Genomic DNA, 16,670 nt, shown 5'->3' on the forward strand with positions numbered 1-16,670 from the left:
CTGCCTGCTCTCTTTCATGTGGACGACACCTCGGTTTTTTTGTGTTTATTATCTACCTGCTCTTAGAGGGTGTCCACTTTTTATTCTAGTTGCACTAAGGGGCCTTATCCTCTTATCTGGCTAGCAATTTCGTCAGGTTAAGGTCCCCTAAGGACCTTAACGACCCTGTAGCGGCCGAATATCGGCAGGTTTTGCTGTTTCGGCGGACTTTAAGGTCCCTAAGGGGCCTTATCCTCTTATCTAGCCAGCTATTTCGCTAGGTTAAGGTCCCTTAAGGACCTTAACCTAGCAACCAGCGACACCACGCCGCAGCGTACGTTGGAATCTCTCCAGTAATATTGGGCTGTACCGCTGCTACGAAGACTCTATGCTGGATTCATTCCAGCGTAATCAACCAAAAGCGAGGTTACTGGGCGATATAAGCGAATTTTACTGTACGGAATCCACTGTAGATGTGGCAGCGACACGCTACGCTGGATGAAATCCAGCGTAGCGTGGAATGACCATTCGGCATAGGACATTCTCCGGTCCACTGCAGTCCACCGCAGTTCACTACCCTTCTCTATAACAAAAGCAGGTCCCTTTGCAATCCGCCCGCAGGACGGCGTTATCTTCCCCGTATCTGGCAGGGCTTCTGCTTTAACGAAAGCAAATGTATGCGAATACATTAATGTATGATCTACGCATAGGAAGGGGTTGTCCCCGTGAAAATTGCCGTTGCTGTCATACATGGGATCGGTCAAAGCAGGGAGAATTTCCACGCCGAGCTGGCCAACAATCTATGTACCCAGATGGCTATTGTGAATCCGAGCGTAAAGCTGCATGTGGAAGGCATCTATTGGGGAGATATCGTAAGCCGGCTGGAGGAGCGGTTATGGAGCCGGATTCGCGGCAAGCCGCTGCGCTGGGCCAAATGGATGCGGTTAAGACCCTTCTTCGTTAACCAGCTGGGCGAAGCCATTGCCTACCAGGCTGTCCCCCGCGACAATGATCCCTCCCCGGACGATTATATTTATGACGAAATTCACCGGCGTTTTGCCGTATGCCTGCAGCGCCTTTCCGATCTAGCGGGACAAGATGCGCCGCTCTGCATGATCTCTCACAGTCTCGGGTCTATCATATCGAGCAACTTCTTTCACGACTTGCAAACGAACCGGCTGACGCCCAAAGTCTCGGAGGTTATCGGAGCAAGCAAGTCCAAGCTGGTGCATGGCGAGACGTTGACTCACTTCTATACGCTTGGCAGTCCTCTTGCCGTATGGGCTTTGCGCTTTAAAGACTTTGGCATGCCGATTGCGGTTCCCGCGCCCCCACTGCAGGGGCTAGGCATTGGCGAGTGGGTGAACTTCTACGACACCGACGATGTCATCGCCTATCCCATCAAGCCCTTAAACGACCGCTATAAAAAAGTCGTCACCGCGGATATCGAGGTAGAATGCCCGGGTCTGCTAAGCTGGACGCCCTTATCTCATCGCAAATATTTTCAAACGAAAGCCGTCATCGACCGGATCGTTCACTCTCTAAGCACGCTGCAGGTCTATTACGAAGAAGAAGCCCGGCCGTAGGTGGCAGGGCTTCTTCTTTTATATAGGAAAAGGCTAGAGCTTAAATTTGCCTACCGCGGCTTCCAAGCCTGCGCTGCGGCTTTTCAACTGCTCGGTTGTGTCGGCAATCCGCTTGGCCGCTTCCAGCTGATGCTTCGACATCCCCTCCAGCGTGGCCGAGCTTTCCGCGGTCGTGCGGGAAATCTGGGCGATCTGTTCCACCGAAGCGGCTACTTCCTCCGAGCCGGCCAGCACTTCTTCGGCAGCTGCCGAGATCTCCTGAATCTTGCTGTTTACGTCAATGAACTGATCCATCGTCCTGTCGAACAAAGCTTCTACCCGGCCCGACAGCTCCGTGCCTTTGGCCATCTCCATGCTGCCCGCCTGCATTCTCTCTCCGATATTGGCGGACTCCTGGCCAATCTGCTCGAGTAAAGAGGTTACCTGGGAGGCAGAGACAGCAGACGCTTCAGCCAGCTTGCGCACTTCCGCGGCTACAATGGCAAAGCCCGAGCCGTGCTCGCCTGCGCGGGCCGCTTCGATGGAAGCGTTCAGCGCAAGCAGCTTCGTCTGGTCCGAAATGCTTGCAATCGACTGAAGCACCGGCTCAATCTGCTGCATATAAGTCTGAAGAAGCTCCACCGAGTCTGCCGTCTGCTGGGCTACCGACGCCATCAGCTCGACCTGCTGCCGCAGCCCGTGAATCGATTCCCTTCCATGCTCGGCCGACTCCAACGCCTCATGGGATACGCTCGAAACCTGCATGGAAGCCTCGGATACGCGCTGGATCGCCTGCGTGATATCCTCCATCGAGCTGGCGCTCTCCTCCGCTCCAATTCGTTGATGACGCGCGCCATCGGCCATCGTCGTTACGGAATGCTCAAGCTGCTCGTTCATCGCTACCATCTGTGCCGCTTCGGTTCCGAACTGCTCCGTGGAATGAACAATGCTTTGCGTTGTTAACGCCATATCGCGGACGACATCCTCAAGCGTAACGCCAAGCCGCGCGATCATCTGCGTCATGGCCGAATAGACCTGCCCAATCTCGTCCTTCGACTTCACCTTCGTCAGTTGAAGCTGCTGACGCGCCTCCGCAAGATTGCCGTGGGCAATCGCTTCGGCTCCTCTTACGATAACCCCCAGCGGTCTTAGCGTACGTGCCAGGAAGAAAGCAATAAACAGGAATACGAGCAGAGTGAGCACTCCCATAATGATAAAGAGAGGCACGCTGTCCCCGATAACGTCCTTATAGATCGTTTTCGATACCGATACGTCGGTATCGATGCCAAGCACGCCGATCATCGTCCCGCCTGCATCGCGCAGAGGGGCGTAGGAAGAAATATAGTCCCCATACTCCTCATTGCGGATGATGCCGGATTTGGCGGTCTCTCCGTTTTTCAGCTTCCCGATAGCGTCCACCGGAATATCCGTTACTTCGCCAATCGGCGAAGCGGAATCCGAATCCTTCGGCTGCCCGTCGATTAGCAGAATGGGCTCTCCCTTATCATTGATTTGCACCGTATAGACGTACATCGCCCCGATACGTTCCCGGTACGCATTCATCTGCTCCCGGATTGCCCAATACAGATCGGTTTCCTTCTGGTCCTTCAAAAAATCCGCATAAGCGCTTACATCAAACTGCCCGGCATAAGCCTCCGCCATATGAATATTGAAATTGCCGATCGCTTCCTCGCTTGCCTTCTTGGTGTTCTGAATCTGCATGTAAATCAAGGCGGATGAGAGGAGAACAAGGATCGCCAATATCATCACAGATAACTTCAGTATTAACCGGCTTCGAAACATATACATGCTGTCTTTACCCCTTCGACTAGTTATTCCAAATGCTATCCTACAAATTTCCCTAATTTCCCTTAGATTTCGACATAGGCCTGACATTTTCCTCCACCAGACATAACTCTTTCTTAACAAGCTATTACCGAATCTATATAAATAAGTAAAAATCGGGTAATAAACAGTTCATCTTAACAAGATGTAATTAATTACTATATAAATACTGTAACTAAAAGGTATTTATGTATTTAATTAAGTGGCTTATCTTCTTCAAAAATCATATTATTAATTGAATATTTTTAGGGGGATAAAAGAAAATGAAAGTTTGTCAAACCTGTGGCCATAAAAATGTGGACACGCATAACTTCTGCGAGAACTGTGCAGCTCCATTAGGAGTAGCCGGAGAGACACCAGCACCGACGCCAAAGTGGCTGACAGCTCAAGCACAAGAAGAAACCTTAGCCCGATTGAAAAAAAAAGAAAAAGAAAAAAGGCCAGTATATTGCGATTTTTATTGTAGTAGCATTTATGACTCTAATAGGTATTATTGGAGCCAACAATTCGCCATCTACTGAAACCAATGCATCCAAGACTATTGAAAAAACCAAAACCGCTGCCCAAACAGTAGCCAAGAAAAAAAATGAAGTACGCGAACAAGACAAAATCGTTTGGGAATACTTCAATCACATTGTGGATGCCCATAACAAACTAATGGATGCATTGAACTCATATTCTGATGGCAAAATGACAAAACTGAACTTCTATAATTACGCGAAAGAAATCGAAAAATATCAGGGCAATATGAGTGTTTCGCCGCCAGGCAACGTTCCTGCGATTGCAAAAGAATATACACGATCCGTTGCAGACATGGCCTTATTCTCGCAAACCGCAGCTCAGAAGCTCAAAAAATACCTCGACAGCGGAAAAACATCCGATCTTTCAGCCGCACAAAGCGCTATCCAGCAAGTAACAGGCTCCATCAACGTTATTGCCAATAATCGTGTTAAAGTGTTGAGCGATGCGGGTTTTACCCAAGCCGAAATTAAAAAAATTGCTTCAGAGAATTAGCTTAAACAAAAATAACAGCCACGTCCGAACTATATGGACGTGGCTGTTTTCTTGAACGTACAATTCTTATCTTTTAAAGGCTATGAAAGCCATGATGGGCTTAGTTTATATCTCAACATGATTATTCCTCTTAGCTTGTAATACAAAACCAAGTATTGGGTCAGGTCAAACAATAGCATCAACCCCGCCATCTCTGCTGGCTTGAGTAACTTTACCTCTGCTCCGTTTTTAGAATTAAGCTCCGCAGCACTTCTTGTACTTTTTCCCGCTTCCGCATGGACAAGGCTCATTCCTGCCAACCTTGGCCGATCCGGCACGCTGTTGCATCGGCACGACGTTGTTGACAGGCGCCACTCCTGCGCCGGACGAATCCAGTTCGTTAGGCTTATAGCCGCCATTCGACCACATCCGGGTATTGTTGTATACATTGATAACGAGATGAACAACCATCTCCAGCTGTTCTCTGGACGGAATCTCGATTCCGCGGGCCTCGAAGCCCATCATGATCTCTTCGAGCGGTTTTGCCATGGAGCAGTCGAATTGAATCTCCGAGATGAGATCCCGGACAACCCCTGTCTCCGGGCACAAATATTGGAGAACATATTTCTCGAGTCCGGCCAATTGAGGGGTTACCTCATAATAGCCATAGTCCGCATAGCGGAGAAACTCTTGTCTGTCCGGGATATAGTAAGGCTTGCCGGCAACGCTCGCCAGCAGCTCCTCCAGCTCCTCCTGATTGTCCTCGTCAAAATAATCCGCAAGCAGTCTGTTGCCCTCCACATGCCAGCTCTGCTCCCGGCGGGTCAGCAATTGGCAGATGCGGTCAAGCTCCGCTTCATTCAGCTGATCCTTGTTCTGCGCATTATGGATCTCGATCAATAAATTAAACGAGCATGCGCCGTATAAATTCGTTGCCGCAAGGATGTAGTCGAAAACCCGCCGGCAGCGCTCGCGCTCCTTCAGCAAGGCCGGATTCACAACCTTCGCGTAGGTCTCCTTCACTTCCTCGGGCAGCACGTAATACAGCTTGTCCTCTTCGTAGAACGAGTAGACAAGTCCTGCGTTCATCAGAAAAATATACGCTCCGGGAGCCAAAGCATCATCCTGCAGCGACGGAACAGGCAGAAGCCTCTGCAGAAGCTCCCACTCCTGGGAAGTGGCCATCAAGAGAGCCATGCTTAATTCTTCAGAAGCCATGATCGATGCTTGAACCGCATCCGCCAGCTCCTGCTTCTTTAGCTTGGAACGTCCCTTAATCTCGTAATTGCCGGCCAGCAGATTCAGCTTGTCCTTGGTCAGAAGCTGCAAAATCTCCGCAAGCCTAGTCTTAACCTCGCCTTTAATCGCATACTGGATGTTCATCTGCTGCAATTCTTTTATTAATAATTCCAAGACTTCACACCATTCCTTTGTACGATATCGGTAAAAATCCCTTATCTGCTGCTTCTACCATACACGGACAGCTCACGAATTTCAAATAAAGCCGTAAAAAAGAGATGCCCCAAGGCATCCCTTTCGCATACGTACAAACGGTGATTATTCCTGCACGAACTCAATCCGGTCAATCTGCATGCCCGGCTTCACGAAATCAAGCTTAAGCTCATATAGGCCTGCCGCAAGCTCCACCTTCACCAGCTTCTGGCGGATCCAGGCGCCTTCCGTGCCGTTCGTCTGAACGGTCGTCATCAGCTCGCCGTTGATCAGCACGTTGCATGCGCTTTGCGCCCACGCGAACTCGGTCAACATTAGATGCACCGTAATCCGGTAAACGCCGCTTTGCTCGACCTTCATCACGGCCGGCTCCCCCGCCGTAAACGTCACTTGAGCGCCGTCGGTCAGCGACTGCGCTTGCGGCGCGGACAGCTCCGCGCTAGCGCTAGGCTCGAACCGGGCTGCCTTCTCTTCCGTCACCAGCTCTCTTCCGAATACCGGCGCTTTCATAATAAAATCGCAAATATTCATGGCGCTGCGCTGCAGCTCGCCGCGGGTTAACGTTCCGTTCTCCAGCGATTCCAGCGTATTGTCTCCCCATACGTTGGATTCCGCGCCGTAGTTGGACACCACCATGTACAAATCGTTCTGGGAGCGGACCATCCAGTTCGTGAACCTGCGGTCAGCCGGGCCGCCAAGGACAACATCGTTCATAACCGCCCACCAGTCGGTCATGACGATACCCTTGAAACCCCATTCGCCGCGCAGAATCGTTGTGTTCAGATCATAGTTCGAGGCTGCCCAATGGCCGTTAATCGGATTATAGGAGGTCATGATCGAATTGGCTCCGCCTTCTTTGACCGCAATCTCGAACCCTTTCAGGTATATCTCGCGAAGCGCGCGCTCCGATACAACCGCGTTTACGCGGTGACGGTATTGCTCCTGGTTATTGCAGGCGAAATGCTTCAGCGTCGCATTCGAGCCGCCTCTCATGATCCCGCGCGTGCATGCTGCCGCGAACGCCCCGGATACCAGCGGATCCTCGGAGAAGTATTCGAAGTTGCGTCCGTTGAGCGGACTGCGGCGGATATTAAGGCCGGGTCCAAGAAGGGCGTCGATATCATTGCCGAGCAGCTCCTTCCCTTCCAGCACATACAGCTCTTCTACTAGCTCCGTATTCCAGGTAGCCGCAAGCAAGGTGCCGATTGCAACCTGCGTCGCTTGATGCCCGCTGTCCATGCGGATACCCGATGGACCGTCCGCCGTACAAGCTACCGGAATGCCGTAGCCAAGCAGATTTTCGCTGACGCCGCCGAAAGCCGATGCCGTGCCGGCCGTCACCTTCGGGCTGGACATGCCTTCGCCCCGGACGATAGCTGCCAGATCCTCATCGCTTAGCTGGGCGATGAAGGCTTCCATGCTTATTTTGCCGTCCGCTACATCCTGCAGCTTGTAGCCTTGGTCACCGGTCTGCGCGAGGCTTGCCGGCAGGTTCTTCTCTATGCGTTCCGCCAGCAACGTTTTGCGGACCGGCACCTCCGCGGAAGTCGGCTCGTAAGTACCGTCTTCCCTGCGGGCACCAGGCTTCAGCCGCGTGAAGCTGACCGTTGGAGCCATCGCTTCCTCCAGCTGCTGCACCACTTGAAGGGATTCTGCGGCAAAGCCTTCTTTCCCGTCCACGGAAACCGCAGAAGCATTCCGCACGCTATTCCCAACATAAATACGGTACGTCCCCGCTTCCAAGACGTAAGCGGAAGGATGACCCGTTACGCCTGCATCATCATAAGAAGCCATCGCATGAACGGGGAAACTTAAGAGAAGCTTCTGCGATTCGCCCGGCTTAAGCTCCTTTGTCTTGGCGAATGCCGCCAGCGCTTTCGCAGGCTTGCCGAGCTGGCCTTGCGGTGCCTCGTAATAGACCTGCACCGTTTCTTTGCCCGCATAGACCGTACCGGTATTGGTAACCGTTATGCCAAGCTCGATATATTCCTTCCCGTCTCTGACAGCTACCTGTGCTTGCTCCGGCACAATGGTAAAGGCCGTATAAGACAGGCCGTAACCAAATTCGAACTGAACCTTCTCCGGCGCAAACGTCTCGAAATAGCGGTAGCCGACATAAATATCTTCCTCGTACAGGTTGTTCAGCTCATTGCCGTAGTTGCGCGTCGACGGATAATCGTCAATCGAATAAGCAATCGTATCGGTTAATTTGCCGCTTGGCGTTACGTCTCCAACCAGCACATCGGCAATCGCGTTTCCTCCCTCCATACCGCCTTGCCATGCATAGATAACGGATGGAATCGATTTCATTTCGCTTCTGTTTAACCAGCTCATATCGATAATGTTGGATACGTTCAGCACAACGGCCGTTTGCTCGAATTGCGCAGTAACGGCTTGCAGCATAGCGATCTCTTCATCCGTAAGCAGATAGCTGCCCGGCTTCGCCGCATTGTCCTGATCTTCGCCGGCCGTGCGTCCAATCACAACAATCGCCTTATCCGATTGGCTTCTCGCTTGCGATACAAGCTCTGCCGAGAGCGGCATTTCCTTCTGATGCCATGGCTCCGCAGCCCAGCCGCCTCCGCCGTTGTCGAAAGGATTTTGCTCAATCCATTTCTCGTAAACAGCTGCCAGCTGTTCGTTAACTTTAATCTTTTGCTTGCTTCGCATGCCGTCCAGCAGATTCGTCGTATGGGTAACGTTAACGCTGCCGCCCGACCCCGTACCGCTGCGATAGTAATTGACCTGCGTCCGGCCAAAGATTGCAACGCTTTCACCGGTGCGAACCGGAAGCACTTGTCCATCGTTCTTAAGCAGCACCGCGCCTTCCGCCGCTACCTTCCTGCTAAACGCCGCAAAACCTTCTAATGGAATGCCATGTGTATTCATTATGTGATCTCCTAACTAGTTTCTACATGCACTAAGTATTATCATAACAAATTCTATATCGCGACAACATAATAAACATTCAACTATTTTCCCTTGTTCCTTGCATATTACATCCCGTTTGTAAGGCGAAAAAGAAAAAACACATATATAAAATGTGTTTTATTCCGAAGACAACCGGAGCAGCCTTATAATCTTTCTATAATCTGCTTGATATATTGGGGCAAAACAAAGCTTGTCTTAAAGATCTCAGGATTGATATATTTGGCGTTCTGCCACTGCAGGCGATTGAGGTCGGCGGCCAAGGGATCCCATGTTTTCGATGCGACCACAAAACTCCAGATACCTCCGGGAAACGAAGGAATGGAACATAAATAGGCGTGTACAATCGGGAAGTATTTCCCTAAATTGTTGATGGTTTTGCTTAGGCTGCCCAAATTGTAATACGGGGAACCGGACTGGAAAACGGCGATACCGTCCTTCGCCAGGCTTTCGTACACATTCTGATAGAACTGCGGCTTATACAGACTGACAGCCGGTCCATAAGGGTCCGAACGGTCGACCAGCAGGACGTCCCATTTCTTTTTTTGCCCCTGAATCCATGTTGCTCCATCCTTATGGGTCATCCGGATTTTGTCCGAATCCGGCTCTTTGGTCATCCAGGCCTTGCAGACCTCCGTAACCCGCTCATCAATCTCCACAACCTCAACCTGCTGCACGCTGCCGTACTTTACCGCTTCGCGGGCCGGGCCGCAATCTCCGCCTCCGATCATTGCTACGTACTTGGGCTCGGAATGAGTCGTCATCGCAATATGCGTAATCATCTCGTTATATATAAAGCCGTCCTTCGAGGACACCTGGGGAGTCCCGTCCAATACGAGCATACGCCCAAAGCCTTTTGTCTCGACAATGCTGATCTCCTGAAAGGGGGATTTCTCGTAGTGCAGCAGTGCTTTCACCTTATAGCCGACCTCCATCTCCAGTTCGGGCAGATCATCCCACAGCCAGACATCCTCATTACTTTCTATTTGAAATCCTGTTAACGATTTTCTTTTCATTGCTTGTTCTCCCCACCCTTATATTTTCTTGAGCCGGTCGAGCAGAAGCCCGTCCGTTCCGCTGTTCTCGCCTGTCACAAAATGCTTCATATAATAGGACAGGTACTGTCCGTAACCGGAATCCGTCTGCAGCAGCAGCTCGTCTACGAAATAAACGCCATCCGGAATGTCATCCAGCAGAAGGGTCGATAGCGCGCCGTAAATACCGCAGGCTACCTGAAAATAAGTGGCGTTTGTTCTATACTCGTCAAACACTTCTTTATTGCTCATGACATTGTACATATACCGCTCTTTATCTTTATAAACGAGCAGTACGCCAACCAGATCCGACCCTGTCAGCTCGCCGTCAAGCGGGTCAAGCACCTGATGCTTCCAATTCCATAGATCATTGGCGTTAGCCAGATTCGCCTTGATCGTATCCGTCGTATGGTCATTCACCCGGTAAATGAAGCCAAGCTCCATATCAAATGCTTTGCCAAGCGTAATGACCTCTTCATGCGGCATCAGGCAGCCGTAAAACTGCTTCCCGCCTAGCGACACCTTGAACTCAAGCTCGTACACCTCATGGTATAGAAACATCGGCATATGCTGCTTCATAAACATCGGGTAATTTAGAATCGCTTCATCCAGAAAACATTCCGGCGACCATGTCGAATACACCGTCTTCTTCTTAGCCTTCGAGGGATCCGCATAAAAGGAATCATCCTGCTCCACAATGAAACAACCTAGCGGAAGCTCGTCCGGCACTTGCTTCATCATCTCCAGTACCATCCATTGCACGACGCCGGGATTCATTCCCGAGCCGATAATCGCTTTCGTATGCGTAAAGCGTCCTCTGTTTTCCTCGAAAATGCGGTACCGCTCAAGCAGTGTAAAGCCTTCAAGCTCTTCCTTTTCGTCAACCATCGCGTTCTCCAGGGCCGTATTGATATACATAACCCCAAGCTCGTCGCAGCATTGCAGCATCTCAACCGTATCCGCCCATGACACATCAATGACGACCTTGGTCTTGGTGTCTTTCAAATACCGGCGGAACCGGTCCAAATCCCCCAAATCAAGCTGATGTAATAGAAAGCCGACACTAGGAATAAACTGCTCGTAATAGGTCTTGTCCTTCTGCTTCTTGTCCACCAAATGGAGCTCCACCTGACGGATGCCTGCATAAATCGGATTATTTGGATCCTGGACCGCTTTGTTTAATAACGAAAGAACCGACTTTGCCACACCGCCTCCGCTTCCTAAAATCGTGAGAACTAATTTGTTATCCACTTTGAACCTCAACTCCTTTACATCAAGGTATTCAAGCGGGATTTGGATGAACTATATCATAACCTAGACAATCTATTATTTTATGAACCCATAACTTTCCCGGTGTTTGTTAACGATCCAATAACAATTGGGATATATACTGGAGCCGTGCAGCAGAATATAAACTACCTCATTCCAAGAAAGGAATTCAGCTTATGGGAATTCATACGTACTTTCAGTCGTTAACCGACCTAGAGAGGATTATTCGCTGCCCGGGGAAATTCAAATTTCAGGCGCATAGCGTAGCCGAGCATTCCTGGAAGGTCGTGCAATATGCGAAGACCTTGGCGGATATTGAAGAAATGAACGGCGTCGCCGTGGATTGGAAGAAGCTCTATGAAATTACGAGCAGCCATGACTATGGCGAAATTTTCATCGGAGACATTAAGACCCCCGTCAAGCATTATTCCATGGAGCTTCGTTCGATGCTGCTGCAGGTGGAAGAAGGAATGGTCGCGCATTTTATCGACGATCATATTCCGGAGGAGTTCAAGCCAACCTTCCGCAGACAGCTGCGCGAAGGAAAGGATCAGTCCGTGGAGGGCCAAATTCTTGAGGTGGCGGATAAGCTGGATCAGATTTACGAGGCTTTTATCGAGCTGCAGCTTGGCAATACCGAGAAGGAATTTATCGTGATGTACCGGTCGGCGCTGATCAAAATCAAAGAAATAAAGCTTCATTGCGTCGATTACTTCCTCGCGCATATTCTCCCCGACCTCGTCGCGCAGGGCGTTAAATCCCCGATTGACATCGAACGGATTACGAAAGAGGCTTTAGCCGAGTAATCTCCGCTCTCTTTACCCAAACGCACAAAAGCCAGCCTCCTGCGGCTGGCTTTTTGATATTCAGTTCCAATTCAGCTCCAATGGAGCAGCAAGAACCCGGTGGCCTGGCCGCAGTCGATGTAGTATCATAAAAGCAACGCTGGACAACCGAAAGGAGAAGCTTTATGTGCCGAAATATTAAGACGCTGTATAATTTCGATCCGCCGGCATCCGATGAGGAAATTCAGGCGGCAGCGCTCCAGTTCGTCCGCAAGTTGTCTGGATTCAACACGCCGTCTAAGGCGAATGAGGAAGTGTTCCATCTGGCGATCGGGGAGGTCACGGAGGCGGCGCGCAAGCTGCTCGGCTCGCTGGTCACGAATGCCGAGCCGCGCAATCGCGAGGTTGAGATCGAGCGCGCGCGGATTCGAAACGCGAAGCGCTTTGGCACCGCTTCCGAGTAGATGCGTCTCCGAAGGGCAGCCGCAGCCATGTTCCATGCGATGCTTAGGCTGCCTCTTCTGAATCGGCACCAGCCAGATAGGTTTTCATTCGATTGCCGTTATATGATTACCTTTACGGTCTCCCCGGGATTCACTTTAATCCTTTTCCACTGTACGTATCCGCATGGTCCAAGCGGCTGTGCGGCTTCCTCCTCCGTTTCCGCCAGCAGCTTCACTTCCGCCGGTAAGGCCGACGTATTCGTTATACGGAGCTGCCCCTCCTCCAGAAGACACTCGACTTGGTCGATCGCCGTCAGGCTGCCGGTCGTCTTATTGACATAGATACCCGGAAGCTCCGCGTAGGACAGCATAAGCGACACTTCGCACCAGCAGGAATAAGGGATCACCTCGCCAACGTTGGCTTGCCCTTCCCAATCGCTCATATTCACGCGTTCGCTCATGTAGCCGGGCGGCATATCCCAGCCCTCCCAGCCTCTGACCGGACGGTCAGCCCTGGACAAATATTGCGGCAGATTGCCGGCGATTTCCCGCAGCAGCCCGAGGTATCGCTGATTGCTCGTTGCCCGGTACAGCTTCAATAACGAATCTCCGGATAACGTACAGATTCCGGGCGCGCTATGCTTATTTTGCACATTCGCGATCACCGAGCCGGTGGTCCTTATGCCAAGCTGAGCGAACGTAGACCCTTCCGGAAAACGGAAGTCGTAGGACACGCACCAAGTCATCGCCTGCAGCGCCGCTTCTTCCGCCATGGCAAGCCATTGCCCGTCTCCGCTAGTTTCATAAAGCACAATATAGGATTCGAGCAGGGCGAACGCGGATTCGCTGTCCGGACCTTGCAAAATCTCGCCCGGCCCGCCTGTCGTGATGCCTTTTGCGGTGAACTGCTCGTAATAATACCTCGCGGACCGCCCGGCAATGGCTGTATAGCTGCTCTCGTTGAAATATTTTCCGCATAACGCGAGCCCTGCCGGAGCTATTCCTCCGCCTGCCGAACCGCCGATAATAATATCTCCGGTTGCGGTGTGAACCCACTGCCCGAACTGGCCGTACTTGTGCCATAACCGGACGAAAGCATTCGCAAGCCTTCTCGTCCCGTCCAGCCATGCATCGGGAATAGCAAACGCCGGGCGCACCTCCTGGAGGACAAACAGATGCTTCATAATAAAATACAAGGCGTCCGCGCTTTTGCGGAGAATATGCCACTGTTCGGGATACAAGCGATCCGGCGCATCATTAAACTCGTCGCCATACCACTGACCCTTGTAGCACACCCCGCGGAAAAAGCCCGACTCCGCTTGGCTGCTGAACAGGAACCCCAGCGTTTGCAGTGCCCGGCTTACGGACACCTCGCTGCCTTCTAGAAGCATTGCAAGACTCGACATGCCTCCGCCTACCCAGCCAACCTGCCAGTCCTGATGCTTCATATCGATCGTGCCTACGGCATAATAACCCCGCTCCGCGTTCCAGTTCATCGCATTGTATTTCCGCTCCTGGATCTGCCATGCTGCGGAGAACGGAAGGCTTCGCGCCAGTTCCACCGGGGACAGCCCCGCCTGCCGGACAGCCGCAAACCGCTCGAATAGGGTCTGGACGCTGGGACAAGGGAACCGATAAATTCGACAGCTTAGCTCAACCGTATCTCCCGGTTTAAAGTCATGGCCTCGGTCCGTACTGGGTACCTTGGTCGTTGTCATCTCATATTTCACGGACGGCCGGACTCCCGGTGCCTGGAACGAGATACGCGCCGAGCTTCGGTCATCGTTTTCCGCAACGTGAATGGAGCCGTCGCCAAGCGCCGTGCCCTGCTGCGTAACAAACAGCCAGCCTGTTGCCGACGCTGCATCGATAATCCCTACGGCAGGCGTAGCAGCATCTCCGGTCAACAGATGAAGGGCGGACGGAACCCCTTCCTGCAAGGAAAGCCGGGGGACATCCGTAATCAGCTGAGGCACGTCAGGCCCGATATCCGAAAGCCTCGACCAGCATGGGGCGTAAGACAGCTGCCGCACTTCAAACCGGTTACCCGCATAGATCGCGCCCGGCACCAGAACGTAATTGTGAGCCGACCATTCGTTCCACAGAAAAGATATCGCAACGGCGGATTCATCCGAGATGCCATGCGACCGGAATTGCACGTCCATGAGCTGGCCATCCGGATGGTCAACGCTGCCTGCAATGTTTACTTGTGCTGACCAATCCCGGCTGAGAACCGTTTGATTGCTTGCTTCGCGGTGAAGCGGAATATCGAAGGTCTCGAGAATTTCGCTGCCTCGATATCGGGTTACGCTGCCGGCATAAGCGACTAAGGATTCCATAGGTACGCCCCTTCCACTGCTTGTTGAAGGTACGTTAACACGCTGCCGGCAGGCCGGTCTATTGTGAAATATCCGAATCACTGTACAATGTCCGATGCCTCGTTTACAGCATTAATATAGAAAGAAGACATCTGCCCAAACGGCAGATGTCTTTCTTTTTTACAGCACGCCTAGCGCAATGAGTACCCAGCCCGCAATAAAGGACAAGCCGCCAAGCGGCGTAACCGGGCCAAGCATTCGCACTCTTTTTAGGCTGAGCACGTACAAGCTTCCGGAGAATAAGACAATCCCCACCGCCAGGAGCCAGCCTCCCGTTACGATGATGCCGGAATCCGGATAACGGTCCGCGAGAAGACCAACGCCAATTAATCCGAGCGCGTGAATGATGTGATACTGCACGCCGGTCTCATACACCTTCAGCTTGTCCGGCTCGACTCGGCTCTTCAGCGCATGCGCGCCAAACGCGCCAATGGCTACCGCCACGGCCATCAAAATACAACCCAGCACAACAAACGTCTGCATTCTGTTCCCTCATCTCTTCGGTTTTCTTCCTTTAGCATATCATGATCCTCAATAATTTCCGATTGCTTTACGGACCGACCGGTAGTATCGTAGTTGGTTGGAATAGCGTCAGGAGGCACCTACATCATGAAATTCATTCACTCTACCGCAGCGGAATGGAGAGGCTGGTCCCGCAACATCCGTCTCTTCTTCCTGTCGAACATGTTATATCAATTCGGTACGGGCTTGTTCTCGGTACTCTACAACTTATATATCCACGAGCTGGGCTACCCCGACGCAATGAGCGGAACGGTCGTCAGCATGCAGTCGCTCGCTACGGCGATCTGCTTCATTCCGATCGGCCTGTTCGGCGACCGCATCAGCCGCAAGCGGCTGCTAGTTATCGGCGCCTTATGCAGCGGCATCATTCTCGCCGGCCGTTCACTGTTCGAGTCGGAGAGCAGTCTGGTGACGATGGCTGTTCTGACCGGCATTTTCGCGACCGTATTTCAGGTGCTGGCCATCCCTTTCCTCGCCGACAACGTGGATAAAAAAGACCGGCTGCGCATCTTCAGCATCTACTCCGCGTTTGTCCTGGCGGCCCAGGTGGCCGGCAGTCTTGGCGGCGGTGTCATCTCCGATGTGCTGCAGGATGCCGGGCTAAGCACGCTGCTCTCATTCAAGCTTGTCCTGCTGGCAGGCGGTATCGCGACCATCGGAGCGTTCGTGCCGTTGCAAGCGATGCGGGAAAGCAACCGGCAGGCAAGCACGGTTGAGGAACCGCGGCAACAGCCTGCCGCATCTCCACCCGTTCCGGTTAACAAAGAGCTCCGCTTCATCGCTGCCTTTGCCGCTGTAGAGCTGCTGATCGGCATTGGTTCCGGGCTTGTGATCCCCTACTTGAACCTGTATTTCACGAACCGCTTCGAAATTTCGCTCAGCGGCATGAGCTTCCTGCTCTCGCTTGGGCAAGTGATGACGATCTTCTCCATGCTGATTGGTCCAACGCTGGCCAGCCGGGTCGGACAGGTGAAGGCGATCGTCATCTTCCAGACGTTGTCGCTGCCGTTCCTGCTTATTACCGGCTTTACGAATATGCTGCTTGTCGCTTCGGTCAGCTTCCTCTTCCGCCAAGCGCTGATGAACGCGGCAAACCCGCTTCTGTCCGCGACGCTTATGAACCGGGTCTCCGCCCGCAGTCAGAGCTTAGCCAACTCGGTCATGCAGACCGCTTTTATGATGGGCTGGGCCACCATGGGCCCGGTGCAATCGCATATTATCGCGTCCCACGGCTACTATTGGGGCTATGCAATTACGTTCAGCATCACGGGATGCTTGTACGTGACGGCTTCGCTGCTCTTCTTGGTGCTTTTCCGCGAAAAGCGGAAGAAGCTAGCCCGTTAAAAGGCGGGATGCCATGTGCCGCATCACGCCTCGGCAGTCTTAACGATGCGGCTGGACCTCTGTCAAGAAAGTGGACACTGCTTAAGAGCAATTAGCCGATCTGTTGGTAGTACTGTGCTTCGAAACGTTCCGG

13 protein-coding genes are annotated in these 16,670 nt (G+C 52.2%); 6 read left to right on the plus strand and 7 right to left on the minus strand.

The window, feature by feature from the left end; all coding sequences use genetic code 11:
• The first annotated feature begins 704 nt into the window (after window positions 1-704).
• Window positions 705-1,565 carry a chemotaxis protein gene (locus EV294_RS29890; protein WP_132313609.1) on the plus strand — a complete coding sequence of 287 codons (861 nt, stop codon included), beginning with the start codon at window positions 705-707 and terminating at the stop codon, window positions 1,563-1,565.
• A gap of 33 nt (window positions 1,566-1,598) precedes the next feature.
• On the opposite strand, the gene EV294_RS29895 is transcribed toward EV294_RS29890, so the two are convergent.
• Window positions 1,599-3,353 carry a methyl-accepting chemotaxis protein gene (locus EV294_RS29895; RefSeq protein WP_165930853.1) on the minus strand — a complete coding sequence of 585 codons (1,755 nt, stop codon included), beginning with the start codon at window positions 3,351-3,353 and terminating at the stop codon, window positions 1,599-1,601.
• 299 nt (window positions 3,354-3,652) lie between these two features.
• Between EV294_RS29895 and EV294_RS31165 the strand changes: the two genes are divergently transcribed.
• Both EV294_RS31165 and EV294_RS29905 read left to right on the plus strand, forming a co-directional pair.
• The gene (locus tag EV294_RS31165; RefSeq protein WP_132313613.1) at window positions 3,653-3,910 is read left to right on the plus strand and encodes a zinc-ribbon domain-containing protein; all 258 of its coding nucleotides are present in this window, start codon (window positions 3,653-3,655) and stop codon (window positions 3,908-3,910) included.
• Window positions 3,864-4,403 carry a hypothetical protein gene (locus EV294_RS29905; protein ID WP_132313615.1) on the plus strand — a complete coding sequence of 180 codons (540 nt, stop codon included), beginning with the start codon at window positions 3,864-3,866 and terminating at the stop codon, window positions 4,401-4,403. The genes EV294_RS31165 and EV294_RS29905 overlap by 47 nt, the downstream gene beginning before the upstream one ends.
• A gap of 234 nt (window positions 4,404-4,637) precedes the next feature.
• Here the strand turns inward: EV294_RS29905 and EV294_RS29910 are convergent, their stop codons facing one another.
• From EV294_RS29910 to EV294_RS29925, 4 genes are all read right to left on the minus strand, one after another.
• Complete coding sequence (locus EV294_RS29910; RefSeq protein WP_132313617.1) at window positions 4,638-5,795, minus strand: YecA family protein; 1,158 nt, start codon at window positions 5,793-5,795, stop codon at window positions 4,638-4,640.
• 144 nt (window positions 5,796-5,939) lie between these two features.
• A complete protein-coding gene (locus EV294_RS29915; RefSeq protein WP_132313619.1) occupies window positions 5,940-8,723 on the minus strand; it encodes a glycoside hydrolase family 3 protein in 2,784 nt (927 codons plus the stop codon).
• A gap of 185 nt (window positions 8,724-8,908) precedes the next feature.
• Complete coding sequence (gene speE / locus EV294_RS29920; protein ID WP_132313621.1) at window positions 8,909-9,778, minus strand: polyamine aminopropyltransferase; 870 nt, start codon at window positions 9,776-9,778, stop codon at window positions 8,909-8,911.
• A gap of 18 nt (window positions 9,779-9,796) precedes the next feature.
• Window positions 9,797-11,047, minus strand: a complete 1,251-nt coding sequence (locus EV294_RS29925) for a saccharopine dehydrogenase NADP-binding domain-containing protein (protein WP_132313623.1) — start codon at window positions 11,045-11,047, stop codon at window positions 9,797-9,799.
• Window positions 11,048-11,241: 194 nt separating this feature from the next.
• On the opposite strand from EV294_RS29925, the gene EV294_RS29930 reads away from it, so the two are divergent.
• Together EV294_RS29930 and EV294_RS29935 are read left to right on the plus strand one after the other, a co-directional pair.
• Window positions 11,242-11,871 (plus strand): YfbR-like 5'-deoxynucleotidase, encoded by a 630-nt coding sequence (locus tag EV294_RS29930; RefSeq protein WP_132313625.1) that lies wholly within the window; start codon window positions 11,242-11,244, stop codon window positions 11,869-11,871.
• A gap of 164 nt (window positions 11,872-12,035) precedes the next feature.
• Complete coding sequence (locus EV294_RS29935; RefSeq protein WP_132313627.1) at window positions 12,036-12,314, plus strand: DUF2277 domain-containing protein; 279 nt, start codon at window positions 12,036-12,038, stop codon at window positions 12,312-12,314.
• A gap of 98 nt (window positions 12,315-12,412) precedes the next feature.
• Here EV294_RS29935 and EV294_RS29940 read toward each other — a convergent pair whose 3' ends face one another.
• Window positions 12,413-14,632 (minus strand): hypothetical protein, encoded by a 2,220-nt coding sequence (locus EV294_RS29940; protein ID WP_132313629.1) that lies wholly within the window; start codon window positions 14,630-14,632, stop codon window positions 12,413-12,415.
• Window positions 14,633-14,791: 159 nt separating this feature from the next.
• Window positions 14,792-15,154: a DUF423 domain-containing protein gene (locus tag EV294_RS29945; protein ID WP_132313631.1), complete on the minus strand. Its 363-nt coding sequence runs from the start codon at window positions 15,152-15,154 to the stop codon at window positions 14,792-14,794.
• A 126-nt stretch (window positions 15,155-15,280) separates the two neighbouring features.
• Between EV294_RS29945 and EV294_RS29950 the strand changes: the two genes are divergently transcribed.
• Window positions 15,281-16,537, plus strand: coding sequence for an MFS transporter (locus tag EV294_RS29950; protein WP_132313633.1), 1,257 nt, complete (start codon window positions 15,281-15,283; stop codon window positions 16,535-16,537).
• The last annotated feature ends 133 nt before the right edge of the window (window positions 16,538-16,670 follow it).

It is taken from the genome of Paenibacillus sp. BK033, from assembly GCF_004345425.1.
In the GTDB taxonomy this organism is placed as follows: domain Bacteria; phylum Bacillota; class Bacilli; order Paenibacillales; family Paenibacillaceae; genus Pristimantibacillus.